The following is a 13537-nucleotide window of genomic DNA, read 5'->3' as shown; positions in this document are numbered from 1 at the left end:
CTCAACGACCGTCCTCGTGGTCACGGGCACGACGCCGGCCCCCGGTGGCCGCGAGGGCGCGCACGACGCGCTTCACCGTGCGGCGTTCCGGCAGGTCCAGCGGCGTGATGTCGACGGGCGGGCGGGGCGGCGGCGGCGCGGCGATCTCCGCGTCCGACGCGTCCAGCCCGCCCACGGGGAAGCGCAGCAGCGGGTCGTCGTCCCGCACCATCACCGACGTCTCGATGGGCTCGGGCTCGTCCTCGGGGCCGACGACGAACCGCCGGGCGGCCAGCGCCGCGCCCTTGACGACCGAGGTCTCCGGGGCGGCCTCCAGCACCACCCGGCCCGGCACGGCCGCCGCGACCAGCGGGATGCGGGCGCTGCCGCCCACCAGCACGGTGGTCCCGACGCCGCCGGCGTTGGCGACGAGCCGGGCGAACGCCGCCGCGGCGTGCTCGACCGGGGGCCGGATGAGCTCCTCGAACCGCGCCCTGGTCAGCGGCACGTCGACGCGCCCGGACGGCAGGTGCACGGGGATCGACGTCTCCACCGTGCCGGACAGCAGCCGCTTGGCCGCCTCGCAGTCGCGCCGCAGCCGGGCGAACAGGCCGCGGGTGCGCGGGTCGTCGGCGTCCAACTCGTCCAGCTCGCGACCGAGGGAGGCCCGGACGTGCGCGGCGACCGCGTCGTCGAAGGCGGCGCCCGCGTCCTGCTCGACGCCGTCGACCGCGGCCACCAGCTCGAAGTCCCGGCCCACGACGGCGGCGCAGGAACCGTGGCTGCCCAGGCCGAAGACGCCCAAGGGGGACGCGCTCAGGGGGAAGGCGTCCGGACCGCCCGGGCGCGGCCTGCCGAACGCGTGGTTGTGGGCGGCGGCGACCGGTTCGGGGACCAGGGAGGCGTCCACCCCGGCCGCCCGCAGGGCCTGGTGCGCGAGGCCCCTGGCGTGGACGCCCCACCCGACCGGGTGGGCCAGCGCGACGTGCGCCGGCGGTTCGCCCTCGCGGCGGGCCACCTGGTCGACCACCCAGCGGACCAGCAGCGCGGTCAGCTCCTCCGGGGTGCACGGCTCGCCGTCCAGGAACACGGGCACGGCGTCGCCGACCCGGCGGACGAACCCGGTGGCCGTGCACCGGGGGTCGCCCGGCTCGCCGACCGCGAACGCGCCGTCCGGGGTGAGCTGGAGGACCGAGGCCACGCCGCCGCCGGGACCGCCCAGGCCCACCGGCTCGGGCTCGGCCCGACCGGCGCCACCCAGCCGGCACACGGCCGCCGCGGTGCGCGTCGTGCCCACGTCGACCCCGAGGACGTACGGCAACGCGGAGCCTCCCTTGGTCACCTGTTCGAAGTACGACCAACACCTACATGGATCACGAGGAGGTCACAACCGCATCCCCTAATCCCCTAGGGAGTGAACGAGTACCACCCCATCGTGGATGCGGTATCTACAGGGAGTAATCCCCGATGGCCCGGCTTCCCCCCGCTCGTAACGTGATCCCCATCGCCGGGCTCCCCCTGCCGGTCCGCGCCTCTTCGCGTTCGCCATCCCCGACCTGGAGACAGACATGGGCACCAGCCCCACCACGCTGCACGACTTCGTCCTCGACCTGCTGAGCGACCCGACCGCCCTCGCCGACTTCCAGGCCGACGCGGCGGGCACCCTGGCGAAGGCGGGCCTGGGCGACATCAGCGCGCTGGACGTGCAGGAAGTCATCCCGCTGGTCCTCGACTACGTGCCGACCGGGAGCCTGCCCGCTCTCGACGGCTCGCTGCTGGAGGACCTGCCGCTGGACCTGGCCGACGCCGGGCACGCGGGCGCCATCTTCCGGCTCAAGGCCGTCACCGACCAGATCGCGCTGTCGGGCGCGACCGGCGCCGGTGACGTGAAGGCCGCCGTGGCGGGCACGCTCAGCGCGGACGCCGGCGGCCTCACCGTGTTCGGCGGCGTGTCGAGCTGGGACCTGCTCGACGCCTCCGGCTCGGCCAAGCTGACGGTGGAGGGTGACTTCTCCGCGGTGAACGACGTGACCGGCACCCTGGACGGCACGCCGCACACCGCCCACGGTCAGGTCTCCGACCTGACCTCCACGGCGACGGGCGGCCTCGACGGCGCCGTCGCCACCGCGGGTGGGGTCACCGGCTCGCTGCCCGGCGCGGACGGCCTGACCAGCACCGCGTTCGGCTCGCTCGACACGCTGCACGGCGTGCTCGGCGACGTGACCGGTGGCCTCACCAGCACCCTGCCCGCGGGCGACCTCGGCCGGGGCCTCGACCTGGACGTCTCCGGCCGGGGCCTGGGGCAGCACCACACCGTCGAGGACGACGCCCCGCTCGCGGCCGTCACCGACACGGTGGGCGCCGTCGCGCACACCGCCGGTGTCGACGGCGTCGTGACCAACGTCACCGGCACGGTCACCGGCGCGGTGGGCGGCCTCGACCTGCCGGTCGTGGACTCCCTCGGCGTGGACGACCTGCTGTTCTGACGCCGACCGAGCACCAGGGGGCCGGCCCCGCCCACGCGGCGGGGCCGGCCCTCACTTCCACTCCGGGGCGGAGTAGCGGCACACTCTTCCGGGTGATGTCCGCGCCCTGGCTCGACGTGCTCGACGACACGATCCGGGCCTGCGCCGCGCACAACCGGCCCGACCTGGCGGAGCGGTTGCGCGAGAAGCGCACCCGCCAGCTCGACCCGAAGCTCCGGGTGCTCGTCATGGGCGAGCCGAAGCAGGGCAAGAGCCAACTGGTCAACGCCATGGTGAACGCCCCGGTGTGCGCGGTCGGCGACGACGTCACGACCCCCGTGCCCACGTTCGTGCAGCACGCGGAGACGCCGTCGGCGGCGCTCGTGCGGGGCGCGACCATCGCGAACACGCCCACCGAGCGCATCCCCGTGCCGCTGGACGAGCTGGGCAGCGCCGCGCAGGACCTCGGCGGCGACGTGGTGCGCGCCGAGGTCGGCATCCCGCGCGCGCTGCTCGGCTCCGGCCTCGTGCTGATCGACACCCCCGGTGTCGGCGACCTGCGGCCCGCGCACACCGCCAGCACGTTCGCCGCCCTGCTCCAGGCCGACGCGGTGCTCATGGTGTCCGACGCGACGGCCGAGCTGACCGCGTCCGAGGTGGAGCTGCTCAAGCAGGTCATGACGTCGTGCCCGAACGTCACCGTGGTGCTGACCAAGATCGACATCTCGCCGCAGTGGCGACGGGTCGTCGAGCGCAACCGGGCGCACCTGACGCGCGCGGGCGTGGCCGTGAAGATCGTCCCGGTGTCGGCCGCGCTGCGGCTGCGCGCCGCCAGGACCGGCGACAAGGCGCTGAACGCCGAGTCCGGGTTCCCCGAGCTGCTGGCGTGCGTGCAGCAGGACATCGTGGCCGCCGCCGACGTGCTGGCCCGCCGCTCGGTCGCGGTCACCGCCGCGTCCGCGATCAAGCAGCTCGTCGCACCGATCCGCGAGGAGCTGTCCGCCCAGGGGTCGCGCCGCGCCGAGGACACCCTGGCCGCGCTGAACGAGGCGCAGCGCCGCATCGACGAGCTGCGCCGCCGGTCCGCGCGCTGGCAGACCGTGCTGGCCGACGAGATGGCCGACCTGGTGTCGGACATCGAGCACGACCTGCGCGACCGGACCCGGCGCATCCTGCGCGAGGTCGAGCGGACGTTCGAGACGGCGGACCCGGTGCTGGGCTGGGAGAAGTTCGAGGAGTGGCTGGAGGACAACCTCACCGAGGCCGCCACCGCGAACTTCGCCTGGCTGCTGGAGCGCTCCGAGTGGGTGGCCGGGAAGGTGGCCAGGAGCTTCCCCGTGCCGCGCGACGACCTGCTGCCCGAGTCGCTGTTCCCGGACGACGTGCTCGACCGCGTGTCGCCGATGGACAAGCCGCTGATCGAGAGGTTCACGCTGGCGCAGAAGGCGTTCACCGGCCTGAAGGGCTCGTACGGCGGCGTGCTGATGCTCGGCCTGGCCACCAGCCTCGCCGGGATGCCGCTGATCAACGCCATCTCGCTGGGCGCGGGCGCGCTGTTCGGCGGCAAGTCCATCGTGGACGAGGGCGACCAGCGGCTGCGCCGCCGCCAGGCCGCCGCGAAGGCCGCCGCCGCCCGGCACGTCGACGACTTCTTCATCAAGTTCAGCAAGGACTGCCGCGACGCGGCCCGGCTCGTGCAGCGCAACCTGCGCAACCACTTCTCCACGCTAGCCGAGGAGATGCAGGAGACGCTGCTCGAATCGGCCCGCAGCGCGCGCCGCGCCGTGCAGGACGACACGTCCGAGCGGGAGCGCCGCAACCGCGAGGCCAAGCGCGAACTGGACGCCCTCGTCGCCCTCTACCAGCGCGTGCAGGCGCTGGCCGGGGGGCAGGCCCCGCAACTGGGCATCAGCGCATGACCCTCCCCCCGCCCGACTCCCCCGCCCCTCCCGCACCTTCCGACTCGCTCGGTGACGAGGTGTGGTCGCTGCTGGAGGAGGCGCTGGCGGTCTACCGGGACAGCCCGCGCGCGGTGGCGTGGCTGCGCGGGCACCGGCAGCGGTTCACCGAGCCGGTGCGGGTGGCGGTGGCGGGCGGGCCGCGTTCCGGCAAGTCGACCGTGGTCAGCGCGCTGATCGGCGAGGAGTTCGCGCCCACCGGGGCGACCACCTGGTACTACGACGGGCAGCAGCCCCGCGCCTGGGTCGGGCAGTACGAGGTGCCCGTGGTGCGGCGCGACGGCAGGGCGTTCGTCGACGCGCCGGACGCGGAGCGGGTCGTGGTCCAGTGGCCGTCGCGGTCGCTGCGCGACCTCACCCTGGTGGACACGCCCGGCGGCACGCCGGTCGAGCAGGTGTACGGCGAGGCCGACGCCGTGCTGTACCTGACCCGGCACCTGCACACCGACGACGTGCGGTTCCTGCGCACCGCGCACGACCACCCCGTGGCGCGGGCCGCGCCGGTGAACACCGTGCTGGTGCTGGCGCGCGCCGACGAGATCGGCGGCGGCCGGATCGACGCGCTGTCCTCGGCCAAGCAGATCGCCCGCCGCTACCGGCGCGAGGCGGCGGTGAAACCGCTGTGCCAGAACGTGGTCGCGGTGGCCGGGCTGCTCGCGGTGGCCGGGCGCACCATCCGCGCCGACGAGTTCGCCGCGCTGTCGGCACTGGCCTCCCTCGCCCGCACCGAGCTGGAGGACCACCTGCTGTCCGCCGACCGGTTCGTGGGCGACGACTTCCCGGTGCGGCTGGACCCGGCGGTGCGGCGTGGGCTGGTGGAGCGGTTCGGCGTGTTCGGCGTGCGGCTGACCACGACGTTGATCCGCCAGGGCTTCGACACCCAGGTCAAGCTGACCGGTCAGCTCGTGCAGCGCAGCGGTCTGGGCGAGCTGCGCGACTCGATCGGCGTGTACTTCACCGAGCGGCGCGAGGTGCTCAAGGCGCGGTCCGCGCTGCTCGGGCTGGACGTCGTGCTGCGCGCCGAACCCCGTCCCGGCTCGGCCCCGCTGGCGGCGGCCCTGGAGCGCGTCCTGGCCACGGCCCACGACTTCCGCGAACTGCGCCTGCTGGCCGCGCTGCAAGGCGGCCGGACCCGTCTCCCCGACGACCTGGAGCCCGAGGCGTCCCGCCTGGTCGGCGGCCTGGGCACGGACCTGCCGACCCGCCTGGGCATGGAGTACGAGCCCACCGCCCCCGAACTCCGGCACGCGGTCCTGGACACCCTGAACCGCTGGCGCGACCACACCGCCGACCCCACCCTCGACCACGCCCAGCGCCAGGCGGCCGCCGTGGTGGTCCGCACCTGCGAAGCCATGCTGACCCGCCTGGCCACCCGGACCTGAACGCAGAACTCACCCGACCCGAACTCACGACTCGCGGGGCCCGGACTTACGACTCGCGCGAGTCGTAAGTTCACGCCGCGCGAGTCGTAAGTTCGGGTCGCGCGAGTCGTAAGTCCGGGTCGCGCGAGTCGTAAGTCCGGGTCGGGTGAGTCGTGAGTTCGGGTCAGGTCGTCGCGGTGATCACGGCCCGGACGGCGGACGAGGGGGTGCGGCGGGGGTCGGTGACCAGGAAGAGGGTGCTGTCGGGGAGTTCGCGCACCCGGTGGAGGGTGCCCGCGTCCAGGTGCTCGGCGACCGCCACGCGGGGCAGCACGGCCCAGCCCAGGCCCGCCACCACGCACGAGCGGACGGCCTCGATGCTGCCGAACCGGGTGACGCTCGACGCCGCCGACAGCTCGCGCACGAACCGGTCGCTGTAGGAGCAGCCCTCCTCCAGCAGGAAGTACCGGTCATCGAGGACGACACCCGGCGCGGACACCAGCTCGACCGGCTCGACGCCGACCGCCGTCACCTTCAGCCCCGGCGCGACGACGGTGTCCTCCAGCACCAGGGCGAGGTCGAGCGTGCCGTCGCGGACGCCGGCGAGCGCCTGCCTGGTCCCGGCGGGCGACAGGTGCACGCGGATGCCGGGGTAGCGCATCGCCACGTCGGCCACCCGCTGGGGCAGCCGGTAGGCGCACACGGACTCCGGCGCGGCCAGCCGCACGTCCCCCTCCACGGCGGTGCCGCCGCGCACCGCGTCCCGCAGCCGCTGCTCGGCCGTCAGCACCTCCCGCGCGTGCTCGACGGCCTGCCGACCGGCCTCGGTCAGCCGGGCCCCGGTGGGCAGGCGGTCGAACAGCCGCGCGCCGAGGTGCCGCTCCAGCGCCTTGACCTGGCTGGTCACCGTGGATTGCACGAGGTGCAGCTCGGCCGCGGTGGCGGTGAAGCTGCTCGTGCGCGCGAGCACCAGGAGGGTGCGCAGGAGGCGGGTGTCCACCGGATCGAGGATAGCGATCGAGGCCATCACGAGGAATCGTTGGACTCGATGACGGCACGTGGGGGACCCTGGGTCCCATGACCACCGCGACACCCGGCACCCGGCGGGCCGAACCCGCCATCCTCCGCTACAGCGCGTTCAGCAGCGACCCGGCGGGCGGCAACCCCGCCGGTGTGGTGCTCGACGCCACCGGTCTCGACGACGCCGCGATGCTCCGGATCGCCGCCGCGATCGGCTACTCCGAGACCGCCTTCGCCGTCCCCCGCGACACCGCCGGCGAGTACGACGTGCGCTATTTCAGCCCGCTGGTGGAGGTCCCGTTCTGCGGCCACGCCACGGTCGCCACCGCGGTCGCCCTCGGCCGCACCGGCACGCTGCGCTTCCACACCGCGGCCGGTCCGGTGGAGATCGACACCGACGGCGTCACGGCGACCCTGACCAGCGTCCCCACGTCGTCCGAACCCGCCTCCGACGAGGACGTCGCCGCCGCACTCGCGGCGCTGCGCTGGGACGCCGCCGACCTGGACCCGCGCTACCCCGCGCACTGGGCGTTCGGCGGCGCGCGGCACCTCGTGGTCGCGGTGCGCGACCGGGCTCGGTTGGCCGCGCTCGACTACGACTTCGACGCCCTGGGCGACCTGCTGCGGGCGCGCGGCGCCGTCACCGCGCACCTGGTGCACCAGCGCGACGAGGACACCTTCGACGCCCGCGACCCGTTCCCGGTCGGCGGGGTCGTCGAGGACGCCGCCACCGGGGCGGCGGCCGCGGCGTTCGGCGGTTACCTGCGCCTGCTGGGCCTGGTGACCGCGCCGCGCGTGCTGACCGTCCACCAGGGCGTGGACATGGGCCGGCCGAGCACGCTGACCGTGCGCGTCTCCCCGGACGACCCGCGGGTCGCGGTGACCGGCGCGGCGGTGGAGATCCCGCCGGTGGAGATCCCGCCGGTGGAAATCCCGCCGGTGGAGACCCCGGCGGAGACCGCGGGCCGGGAGGTCTAGGCGCGTTCCAGCACGACGAGCGGGATCTCGCGGTCGGTCTTGGCGGCGTACTCGTCGTAGGCCGGCCACACCTCGGTCATGAGCGCCCACAGCGCGGGCCGCTCCTCGGGGGTCGCCACCCGTGCCCGCGCCCGGAACTTGTCCGCCGCGACCTGGACCTCGACCGAGTCGTCCTCGACGAGGTTCTTGAACCAGGCGGGGTGGTCGGGCGCACCGCCCTGGGAGGCGACCACCACGTACGCGTCGCCGTGCGGCTGGTAGATCAGCGCGGTGCGGCGCGACCGGCCGGACTTCCGGCCGGTCGTGGTGAGCAGGAGGGTGAAGACGCCCGGCCGCCACTCGTGGCCCTCGGCGCCGTTCGTCTCGACGTAGCGCTGGATGTGCTGCTTCACCCAGTCGACGGGGCTGTCCACTACTGACATGGCCTCGACGCTACCGAGGTCCGGCCCCCCGCGCACGGAGCGCCGATCACGGAGCGGGGCCGCCGGTCGCTGCTCCGCAGTCGCGACCGGCGGCCCGCACGGGGTGGGACGTCCGCCCGTCACCCCCGGCTCGTCCCCGGTCCCCGGCGCGGCCGGGACCGGGACGGCCGCGGCTCAGTAGATCTGGCTCATGTGCTCTCCTCCGTCGCGGGGACTCCACCGACTATGACCGGCGCGGGGGCTGGCAGGTCATGCGAAAGGGGGATAGAAGGGCGTTATGCCCGAGCTCGAACTGCGCCACCTCAGGGCGGTCTGCGCGATCGCCGACGAGGGCAGCCTCACGAAGGCGGCGGCCCGCCTGGGCCTCACCCAGCCCGCGATGAGCGCCCAGCTGCGGACCGTGGAGCGGATCGTCGGCGGCCGGTTGTTCGACCGCACCCCCGCCGGGTCGTCGCCCACGGACCTGGGCAGGCAGGTCGTCGGCACGGCCCGGCTGGTGCTGGACGAGGTCGACCAGCTGGTGTCGCTGGCGCGCGAGCGCACCCGGGGCGCCACGCCCGGACCGCTGCTCGTCGGCGGCGTGCCCACGCTGTTCTTCGGCCGCTTCGTGGAGGAGCTGCGGCGCGCGATCCCCTGCTCGGAGGTCCGCACCGAGATCACCCGGGGCCCCTCGGACCTGCTGGAGCTGCTGGTGTCCGGTCGGGTCCAGCTCGGCGTGTTCGACCGGTTCGAGGGGTTGGAGCGGCGGGAGACGCGCGGCCTGGAGGTCCGGCGGCTGGTCAGCGAGCCGCAGTTCGTGGCGCTGCCGGAGACGGACCCGCTCGGCGAGCAGGACGAGGTGGACCTGGCGCAGCTCGTCGACCGCGACTGGGTGTCCCCGCCGGACGAGCTGCTCGGCAACCGCATCGCGATCTTCACGGCGTGCTCGGCGGCCGGGTTCACGCCCCGGTTCACCCACCACGTGAACGAGGCGAGCACCGCGCGCGGCCTGGTGGCCAACGGCGCGGTGTCGTTCGCGCTGCCGCAGTCCCGCAGCGGCGACGGCATCGTCGTCCGGCCCCTGCGCGGCGCCCCGCTGATGGTGGACCTGATGCTCGCGACGCGGCGGGAGGGACCGGCCGCCGGGCGGGCGCACGACGTGTTCGCCGCCGCCGCGCGGGCGTACCGGGCGCTGCTGCCCCGCAACCCGCGTTACGCGAGGTGGTGGGAGGAGCACCCCGAGGCGCACCGCGAGATCGACGCCGCCCTCGCCCTGGAGCGCCCCGCCGGCGACTGACCCGTCACGCCGCGGCGCGCGCGGCGTCCTCGATGGTCGTGGGCGCGCGGCCGATCAGCTTCTCCAGGTCGGGCCGCACCTCCGACAGCGCGCCGCGGCCGATGTTGACCTCGATGTCGGTCAGCAGTTCGGCCAGGGAGTCCGGCAGGTCGAAGCCCCTCAGACCGGCCACGCGCTCCTCCGCGGTGACCTTGGTGTGCGTGGTGCCGCGCAGCGCGGCCAGCTCGTCGAAGCTCCACGCGCGCGGCCCGGTCAGCTCGTAGGCGACGCCCTCGTGGCCGTCGGTGGTGGCCGCGACGGCGGCGGCCAGCGCCAGGTCGTCCCGGGACGCCGACGCGATCCGCCCGTCGCCCGCGGCCGTCACGACCGGGCCGGGGTTCAGGTAGTTCTCGTGGTACATGCCGTTGCGCAGGAACGTGAAGGCGAGGCCGCTCGCGCGGATCAGCCGCTCGGTGGCGGCGTGGTCGGCGGCCAGCGACAGCGGCGAGGTGTCGGCGTCGGTGACCGACGTGTAGAGCACGTGCCGCACGCCCGCGTCCACGGCCGCCCGCACCGCCGCCCGGTGCAGGTCGAGCCGGTTCGGGCCGTCGGCGGACACGAGCACGAGCCGGTCGACGCCCGCGAAGGTCGAGGACAGGTCGCCCGCGAAGTCGCCCGGCCGCACCTCCACCCCGGCGTGCTCCGCCTTGCGCGGGTCGCGCGCCGACCCCAGGACCTCGCCGGTCGGGGCGAGCCGCCGGGCGTGCTCGATGATCAGGGAGCCGAGGTGGCCGGTCGCGCCGGTGATCAGGATCGTCATGCTGGCAACGCTAGGTCGAGCGCTAACTATTCGACAGTACCCACCTTTTGGTGGGGTACTTACGTCGAGGAAAGCTCGCAGGTAGGGTCGATGCCATGATGCCCGAGGGTGACGTGTACGACCGCAACTGCCCGTCCCGCGCGATCGTCGGCCACGCCACGAGCCAGTGGGGCGGCCTGGTGCTGGGCAAGCTGCTGGACGGCACGCTGCGGTTCGGCGAACTGCGCCGCGCGGTGACCGGCGTGAGCGAGAAGATGCTGGCCCAGACGTTGCAGGCGCTGGAGCGGGACGGCCTCGTGCACCGCGAGGTGCACCCGGTGATCCCGCCGCGTGTGGACTACTCGCTCACCCCGGCGGGTACCCACGTCGCGGAGCGGATCAGGGGGTTGTTCGGGTGGATCCAGGAGAACCTGCCGGAGCTGGTGGCGGCCCAGCGCGCCTACGACGCGCAGCGGGACGGGAACGTGTGACAGCTCACGTCCGGACATCCGATCTGTACCGATCCGCACAGCCCGATTGCCGGAAGAAACCTCGGCGATTCCGGCCAGAGATCGGATCTCTGCTGGTCGGCCGAACCCAACAACGGGTGAATTCCAGGTGGGCTTTGCCAGAATGGGCGCCATGACGCAGCCCTTCACGGACGATAGTCACCCGGCCGAGCCCTATCCGGGAGCTCGGCCGGGACACTGCTTCGTGCACCTCGACGGCGCCGGCTGGCCGGTCACCCCGGACCCGGGCGCCGACTCGGGGTGGCGCGTGGCCCCGGACGGCCGCGACCTCGACGAGTGGCTGGCCGAGCACGGCGAACCGCCCCTCGCGGGCCGGATGCCGGTGCTCGCCTACGGCTCCAACGCCAACCCCGCCAAGGTGACCTGGCTGCGCGAGGAACTCGGCCTGACCGGCCCGGCGGTCGTGCTGCGCGCCCGGTGCGAGGGGCTGGCCGCCGTCTGGGCGGCCGGGCTGCGCAAGGTCGACGGGCAGCGCCCGGCGACGCTCGCCGCCGTGCCGGGCGTCGAGGAGGAGCACGCGGTGTGGTTCGCCACCGCGGAGCAGTTGCGGGTGCTCGACCGCTGCGAGGGCCGGGGGCTGCGCTACCGGCTCGTGCGGCTGCGCACCGGCCGGGTGACCCTGTTCGACGGCGGCGTCGTCGACTCCGTGCTCGCCTACACCGGCGCCGGGTCGAGGCGGATGCCGCTGCTGGTCAACGGGCGGCCGGTGCGCTGCGCCGACGTGGACCAACGGGGTGCGGCGCGCCTGGCCGGGCGGCCCGCCGCGAACGACGGCCTGGACGTGACGCCGGTGCACGGCGACCCGTCCCCCGACGACTGGCCCGACCGCCTCTTCACCTACGGCACGCTCCGCCCCGGCATGGCCGCCTGGCCCCTCGTGGAACCGCTGACCAGCGGCGACCCGGAGCCCGCCCGCCTGCCCGGCACGCTGCACGACACCGGCCGCGGCTACCCGGCGCTGCGCCCCCTCGCCACCACCGACGGCGGCGTCGGCCCCGGCGTGCCCGGCCACGTGCTGCGGCTGGAGAACCCCGAGGACGCCCTGCCCGTGCTCGACGAGTACGAGGGCGACGAGTACACCCGCGTGCGCGTCACGCTGCCCGACGGGCGGGTCTGCTGGACCTACCTGTGGACCGCCGAGCTGGACGACATGCCCGTCCTGCCCGATGGTTGGGTCGAGAACAACCACTGACGCGCCCAATACGGTGAATTGTTGGCAGAACGACCCAACCTCCCGGCCGTTGGGTACGTCCTCCTCATGGGGACCACTCACTGGACCAGGAGGTGGACATGAGGCGACCACTCGCGGCAACCGCGGCGGTCGGCGCCCTCGCGGTCGTGCTGTCCGCGTGCGGCGGCGGCGCCCGACCGGCGGCGAACGAGTCGAGCATCGGGCTCGCGCCGCCGTCCTCGGACGCCACGACCAGCGTCGCGCCGGTGCCGCCGAGCTCGCCGGCGACCCAGCCCTCGGCCACGGACCAGGCCACGGCCGGCCCGGCGTCGAACCGCTGCACGGCGGCCGTGCTCGCGGGCGAGGTCCGGCCGGCCGACGCGGCCGCCGGCAACCGCTACGCCAAGCTGGTGGTGACCAACAACGGCACGACGCCGTGCACGCTCAACGGCTACAGCGGCCTCCAACTGCTCGACGCCGCCGGGCAGCCGGTGCCGACCGACCTGGAGCGCGAGGCCGACCCGGGCCCGTCGCGGGTGGTGCTGCCGCCGAAGGCGCAGGCCGCGGCGAACCTGCACTGGACGGTCGTGGCCACCGGTGACGAGCCGGTCGAGCGGCCGTGCGAGCCGGAGGCGGCGCGGGCGGCGGCCATCCCGCCGGACGAGACCCAGCCGATGACGCTGGACTGGCACTTCGGCCCGGTGTGCGCCGGGGGGCGGATCGTCATCAGCGCGTTCTACGCTGCGTAGGTGATCGAGTCCAACGTCCCCGGCCACGCCGGGGAACTCGCCGTCCGCACCTGGCCCAACCTGGACGCCTCCTGGCTCGCCGTGCTCGTGCACGGGTACGGCGAGCACGGCGGCAGGTACGGGCACGTCGCGGACGCGCTGGTCGAGGCGGGCGCGCTGGTGGTGGCCGCCGACCACGTCGGCCACGGTCGCTCGGACGGCGAGCCCGCGCTGATCACCGACTTCGAGGGTCTGGTCGCCGACGTCGGCGCGGCGATCGCCTCGGCCGCGTCCGACCTGCCGCTGGTGCTCGTCGGGCACTCGATGGGCGGCCTGGTCGCGGCGAGGTACGCGCAGTTGCACCCGCCGGCCGCCCTCGTGCTCTCCGCCCCCGTGCTGGGCACCTGGCAGGGCCTGGACGCGCTCGCGCTGCCGGAGGTGCCGGACACGCCGATCGACCCGGCCACCCTGTCGCGCGACCCGGAGGTCGGCAAGCGCTACGCCGCCGATCCCCTGGTCTGGCACGGCCCGTTCAAGCGCCCCACGCTGGAGGCCCTGGAGCGGGCCCTCGACGAGGTCAACTACGGCCCGTCCCTGGAGCACCTGCCGACCCTCTGGCTGCACGGCGAAGCCGACGGGCTGGTGCCGCTCGCGGACACCCGCACCGGCACCGACCGCCTGCGCGGCCTGCTGTTCGAGGAGCGCGTCTACCCCGGCGCCCGGCACGAGGTGTTCAACGAGACCAACTCGGCCGAGGTGCTGGCGGACGTGGTCGCGTTCGTCCGGCGGGTGCTGGACCTGGACTGATCACCGGGCCGGGTGATGCCGGAAAGCGCTCCGGGTCGAGCGGGTGACCCCCGGACCCGGGCGC

Annotated in this window: 13 protein-coding genes; 9 read left to right on the top strand and 4 right to left on the bottom strand. The window is 74.6% G+C overall.

What is annotated here, in order from left to right:
* Window position 1: 1 nt before the first annotated feature.
* A complete protein-coding gene (locus J2S66_RS31630; RefSeq protein ID WP_310311771.1) occupies window positions 2-1321 on the bottom strand; it encodes an Hsp70 family protein in 1320 nt (439 codons plus the stop codon).
* Between the two features lie 226 nt (window positions 1322-1547).
* Between J2S66_RS31630 and J2S66_RS31625 the strand changes: the two genes are divergently transcribed.
* The 3 genes from J2S66_RS31625 to J2S66_RS31615 all read left to right on the top strand — a co-directional run bounded on the left by J2S66_RS31625 (window position 1548) and on the right by J2S66_RS31615 (window position 5784).
* Window positions 1548-2465: an IniB N-terminal domain-containing protein gene (locus J2S66_RS31625; protein ID WP_310311769.1), complete on the top strand. Its 918-nt coding sequence runs from the start codon at window positions 1548-1550 to the stop codon at window positions 2463-2465.
* 95 nt (window positions 2466-2560) lie between these two features.
* Window positions 2561-4363, top strand: a complete 1803-nt coding sequence (locus tag J2S66_RS31620) for a dynamin family protein (RefSeq protein WP_310311767.1) — start codon at window positions 2561-2563, stop codon at window positions 4361-4363.
* Window positions 4360-5784 (top strand): P-loop NTPase family protein, encoded by a 1425-nt coding sequence (locus J2S66_RS31615; protein WP_310311765.1) that lies wholly within the window; start codon window positions 4360-4362, stop codon window positions 5782-5784. Before J2S66_RS31620 ends, J2S66_RS31615 begins: the two co-directional genes overlap by 4 nt.
* A 163-nt stretch (window positions 5785-5947) precedes the next feature.
* Here the strand turns inward: J2S66_RS31615 and J2S66_RS31610 are convergent, their stop codons facing one another.
* On the bottom strand, window positions 5948-6763 hold the full coding sequence (locus J2S66_RS31610; RefSeq protein ID WP_310311763.1) for a LysR family transcriptional regulator: 816 nt from the start codon (window positions 6761-6763) through the stop codon (window positions 5948-5950).
* A gap of 77 nt (window positions 6764-6840) precedes the next feature.
* On the opposite strand from J2S66_RS31610, the gene J2S66_RS31605 reads away from it, so the two are divergent.
* Window positions 6841-7761 carry a PhzF family protein gene (locus tag J2S66_RS31605; RefSeq protein WP_310311761.1) on the top strand — a complete coding sequence of 307 codons (921 nt, stop codon included), beginning with the start codon at window positions 6841-6843 and terminating at the stop codon, window positions 7759-7761.
* On the opposite strand, the gene J2S66_RS31600 is transcribed toward J2S66_RS31605, so the two are convergent.
* The gene (locus tag J2S66_RS31600; RefSeq protein ID WP_310311759.1) at window positions 7758-8183 is read right to left on the bottom strand and encodes a nitroreductase family deazaflavin-dependent oxidoreductase; all 426 of its coding nucleotides are present in this window, start codon (window positions 8181-8183) and stop codon (window positions 7758-7760) included. The genes J2S66_RS31605 and J2S66_RS31600 overlap by 4 nt on opposite strands.
* 277 nt (window positions 8184-8460) lie before the next feature.
* Between J2S66_RS31600 and J2S66_RS31595 the strand changes: the two genes are divergently transcribed.
* Window positions 8461-9459, top strand: coding sequence for a LysR family transcriptional regulator (locus J2S66_RS31595; RefSeq protein WP_310311757.1), 999 nt, complete (start codon window positions 8461-8463; stop codon window positions 9457-9459).
* A gap of 4 nt (window positions 9460-9463) precedes the next feature.
* On the opposite strand, the gene J2S66_RS31590 is transcribed toward J2S66_RS31595, so the two are convergent.
* The gene (locus tag J2S66_RS31590; RefSeq protein ID WP_310311755.1) at window positions 9464-10258 is read right to left on the bottom strand and encodes an NAD(P)H-binding protein; all 795 of its coding nucleotides are present in this window, start codon (window positions 10256-10258) and stop codon (window positions 9464-9466) included.
* 95 nt (window positions 10259-10353) lie between these two features.
* On the opposite strand from J2S66_RS31590, the gene J2S66_RS31585 reads away from it, so the two are divergent.
* The 4 genes from J2S66_RS31585 to J2S66_RS31570 all read left to right on the top strand — a co-directional run bounded on the left by J2S66_RS31585 (window position 10354) and on the right by J2S66_RS31570 (window position 13473).
* Window positions 10354-10728, top strand: a complete 375-nt coding sequence (locus J2S66_RS31585) for a winged helix-turn-helix transcriptional regulator (protein WP_310311753.1) — start codon at window positions 10354-10356, stop codon at window positions 10726-10728.
* Window positions 10729-10951: 223 nt separating this feature from the next.
* Window positions 10952-11959, top strand: a complete 1008-nt coding sequence (locus J2S66_RS31580) for a gamma-glutamylcyclotransferase (protein ID WP_310311749.1) — start codon at window positions 10952-10954, stop codon at window positions 11957-11959.
* 98 nt (window positions 11960-12057) lie between these two features.
* A complete protein-coding gene (locus tag J2S66_RS31575; protein WP_310311747.1) occupies window positions 12058-12687 on the top strand; it encodes a DUF4232 domain-containing protein in 630 nt (209 codons plus the stop codon).
* Complete coding sequence (locus J2S66_RS31570) at window positions 12688-13473, top strand: alpha/beta fold hydrolase (protein WP_310311744.1); 786 nt, start codon at window positions 12688-12690, stop codon at window positions 13471-13473.
* Window positions 13474-13537: the final 64 nt, after the last annotated feature.

This window comes from Saccharothrix longispora (assembly GCF_031455225.1).
Taxonomy (GTDB): Bacteria; Actinomycetota; Actinomycetes; order Mycobacteriales; family Pseudonocardiaceae; genus Actinosynnema; species Actinosynnema longispora.
The sequence above is the reverse complement of the archived record's forward strand: the minus strand, read 5'-3'. Positions and strand labels throughout refer to the sequence as shown.

Excerpts from the sequence above, each read along its gene's own strand:
- J2S66_RS31575 (WP_310311747.1), top strand. The coding sequence starts at position 12,058 with ATGAGGCGACCACTCGCGGCAACCGCGGCGGTCGGCGCCCTCGCGGTC.
- J2S66_RS31620 (WP_310311767.1), top strand. The coding sequence starts at position 2,561 with ATGTCCGCGCCCTGGCTCGACGTGCTCGACGACACGATCCGGGCCTGC.
- J2S66_RS31595 (WP_310311757.1), top strand. The coding sequence starts at position 8,461 with ATGCCCGAGCTCGAACTGCGCCACCTCAGGGCGGTCTGCGCGATCGCC.
- J2S66_RS31600 (WP_310311759.1), bottom strand. The coding sequence starts at position 8,183 with ATGTCAGTAGTGGACAGCCCCGTCGACTGGGTGAAGCAGCACATCCAG.
- J2S66_RS31605 (WP_310311761.1), top strand. The coding sequence starts at position 6,841 with ATGACCACCGCGACACCCGGCACCCGGCGGGCCGAACCCGCCATCCTC.
- J2S66_RS31585 (WP_310311753.1), top strand. The coding sequence starts at position 10,354 with ATGATGCCCGAGGGTGACGTGTACGACCGCAACTGCCCGTCCCGCGCG.
- J2S66_RS31615 (WP_310311765.1), top strand. The coding sequence starts at position 4,360 with ATGACCCTCCCCCCGCCCGACTCCCCCGCCCCTCCCGCACCTTCCGAC.
- J2S66_RS31590 (WP_310311755.1), bottom strand. The coding sequence starts at position 10,258 with ATGACGATCCTGATCACCGGCGCGACCGGCCACCTCGGCTCCCTGATC.
- J2S66_RS31625 (WP_310311769.1), top strand. The coding sequence starts at position 1,548 with ATGGGCACCAGCCCCACCACGCTGCACGACTTCGTCCTCGACCTGCTG.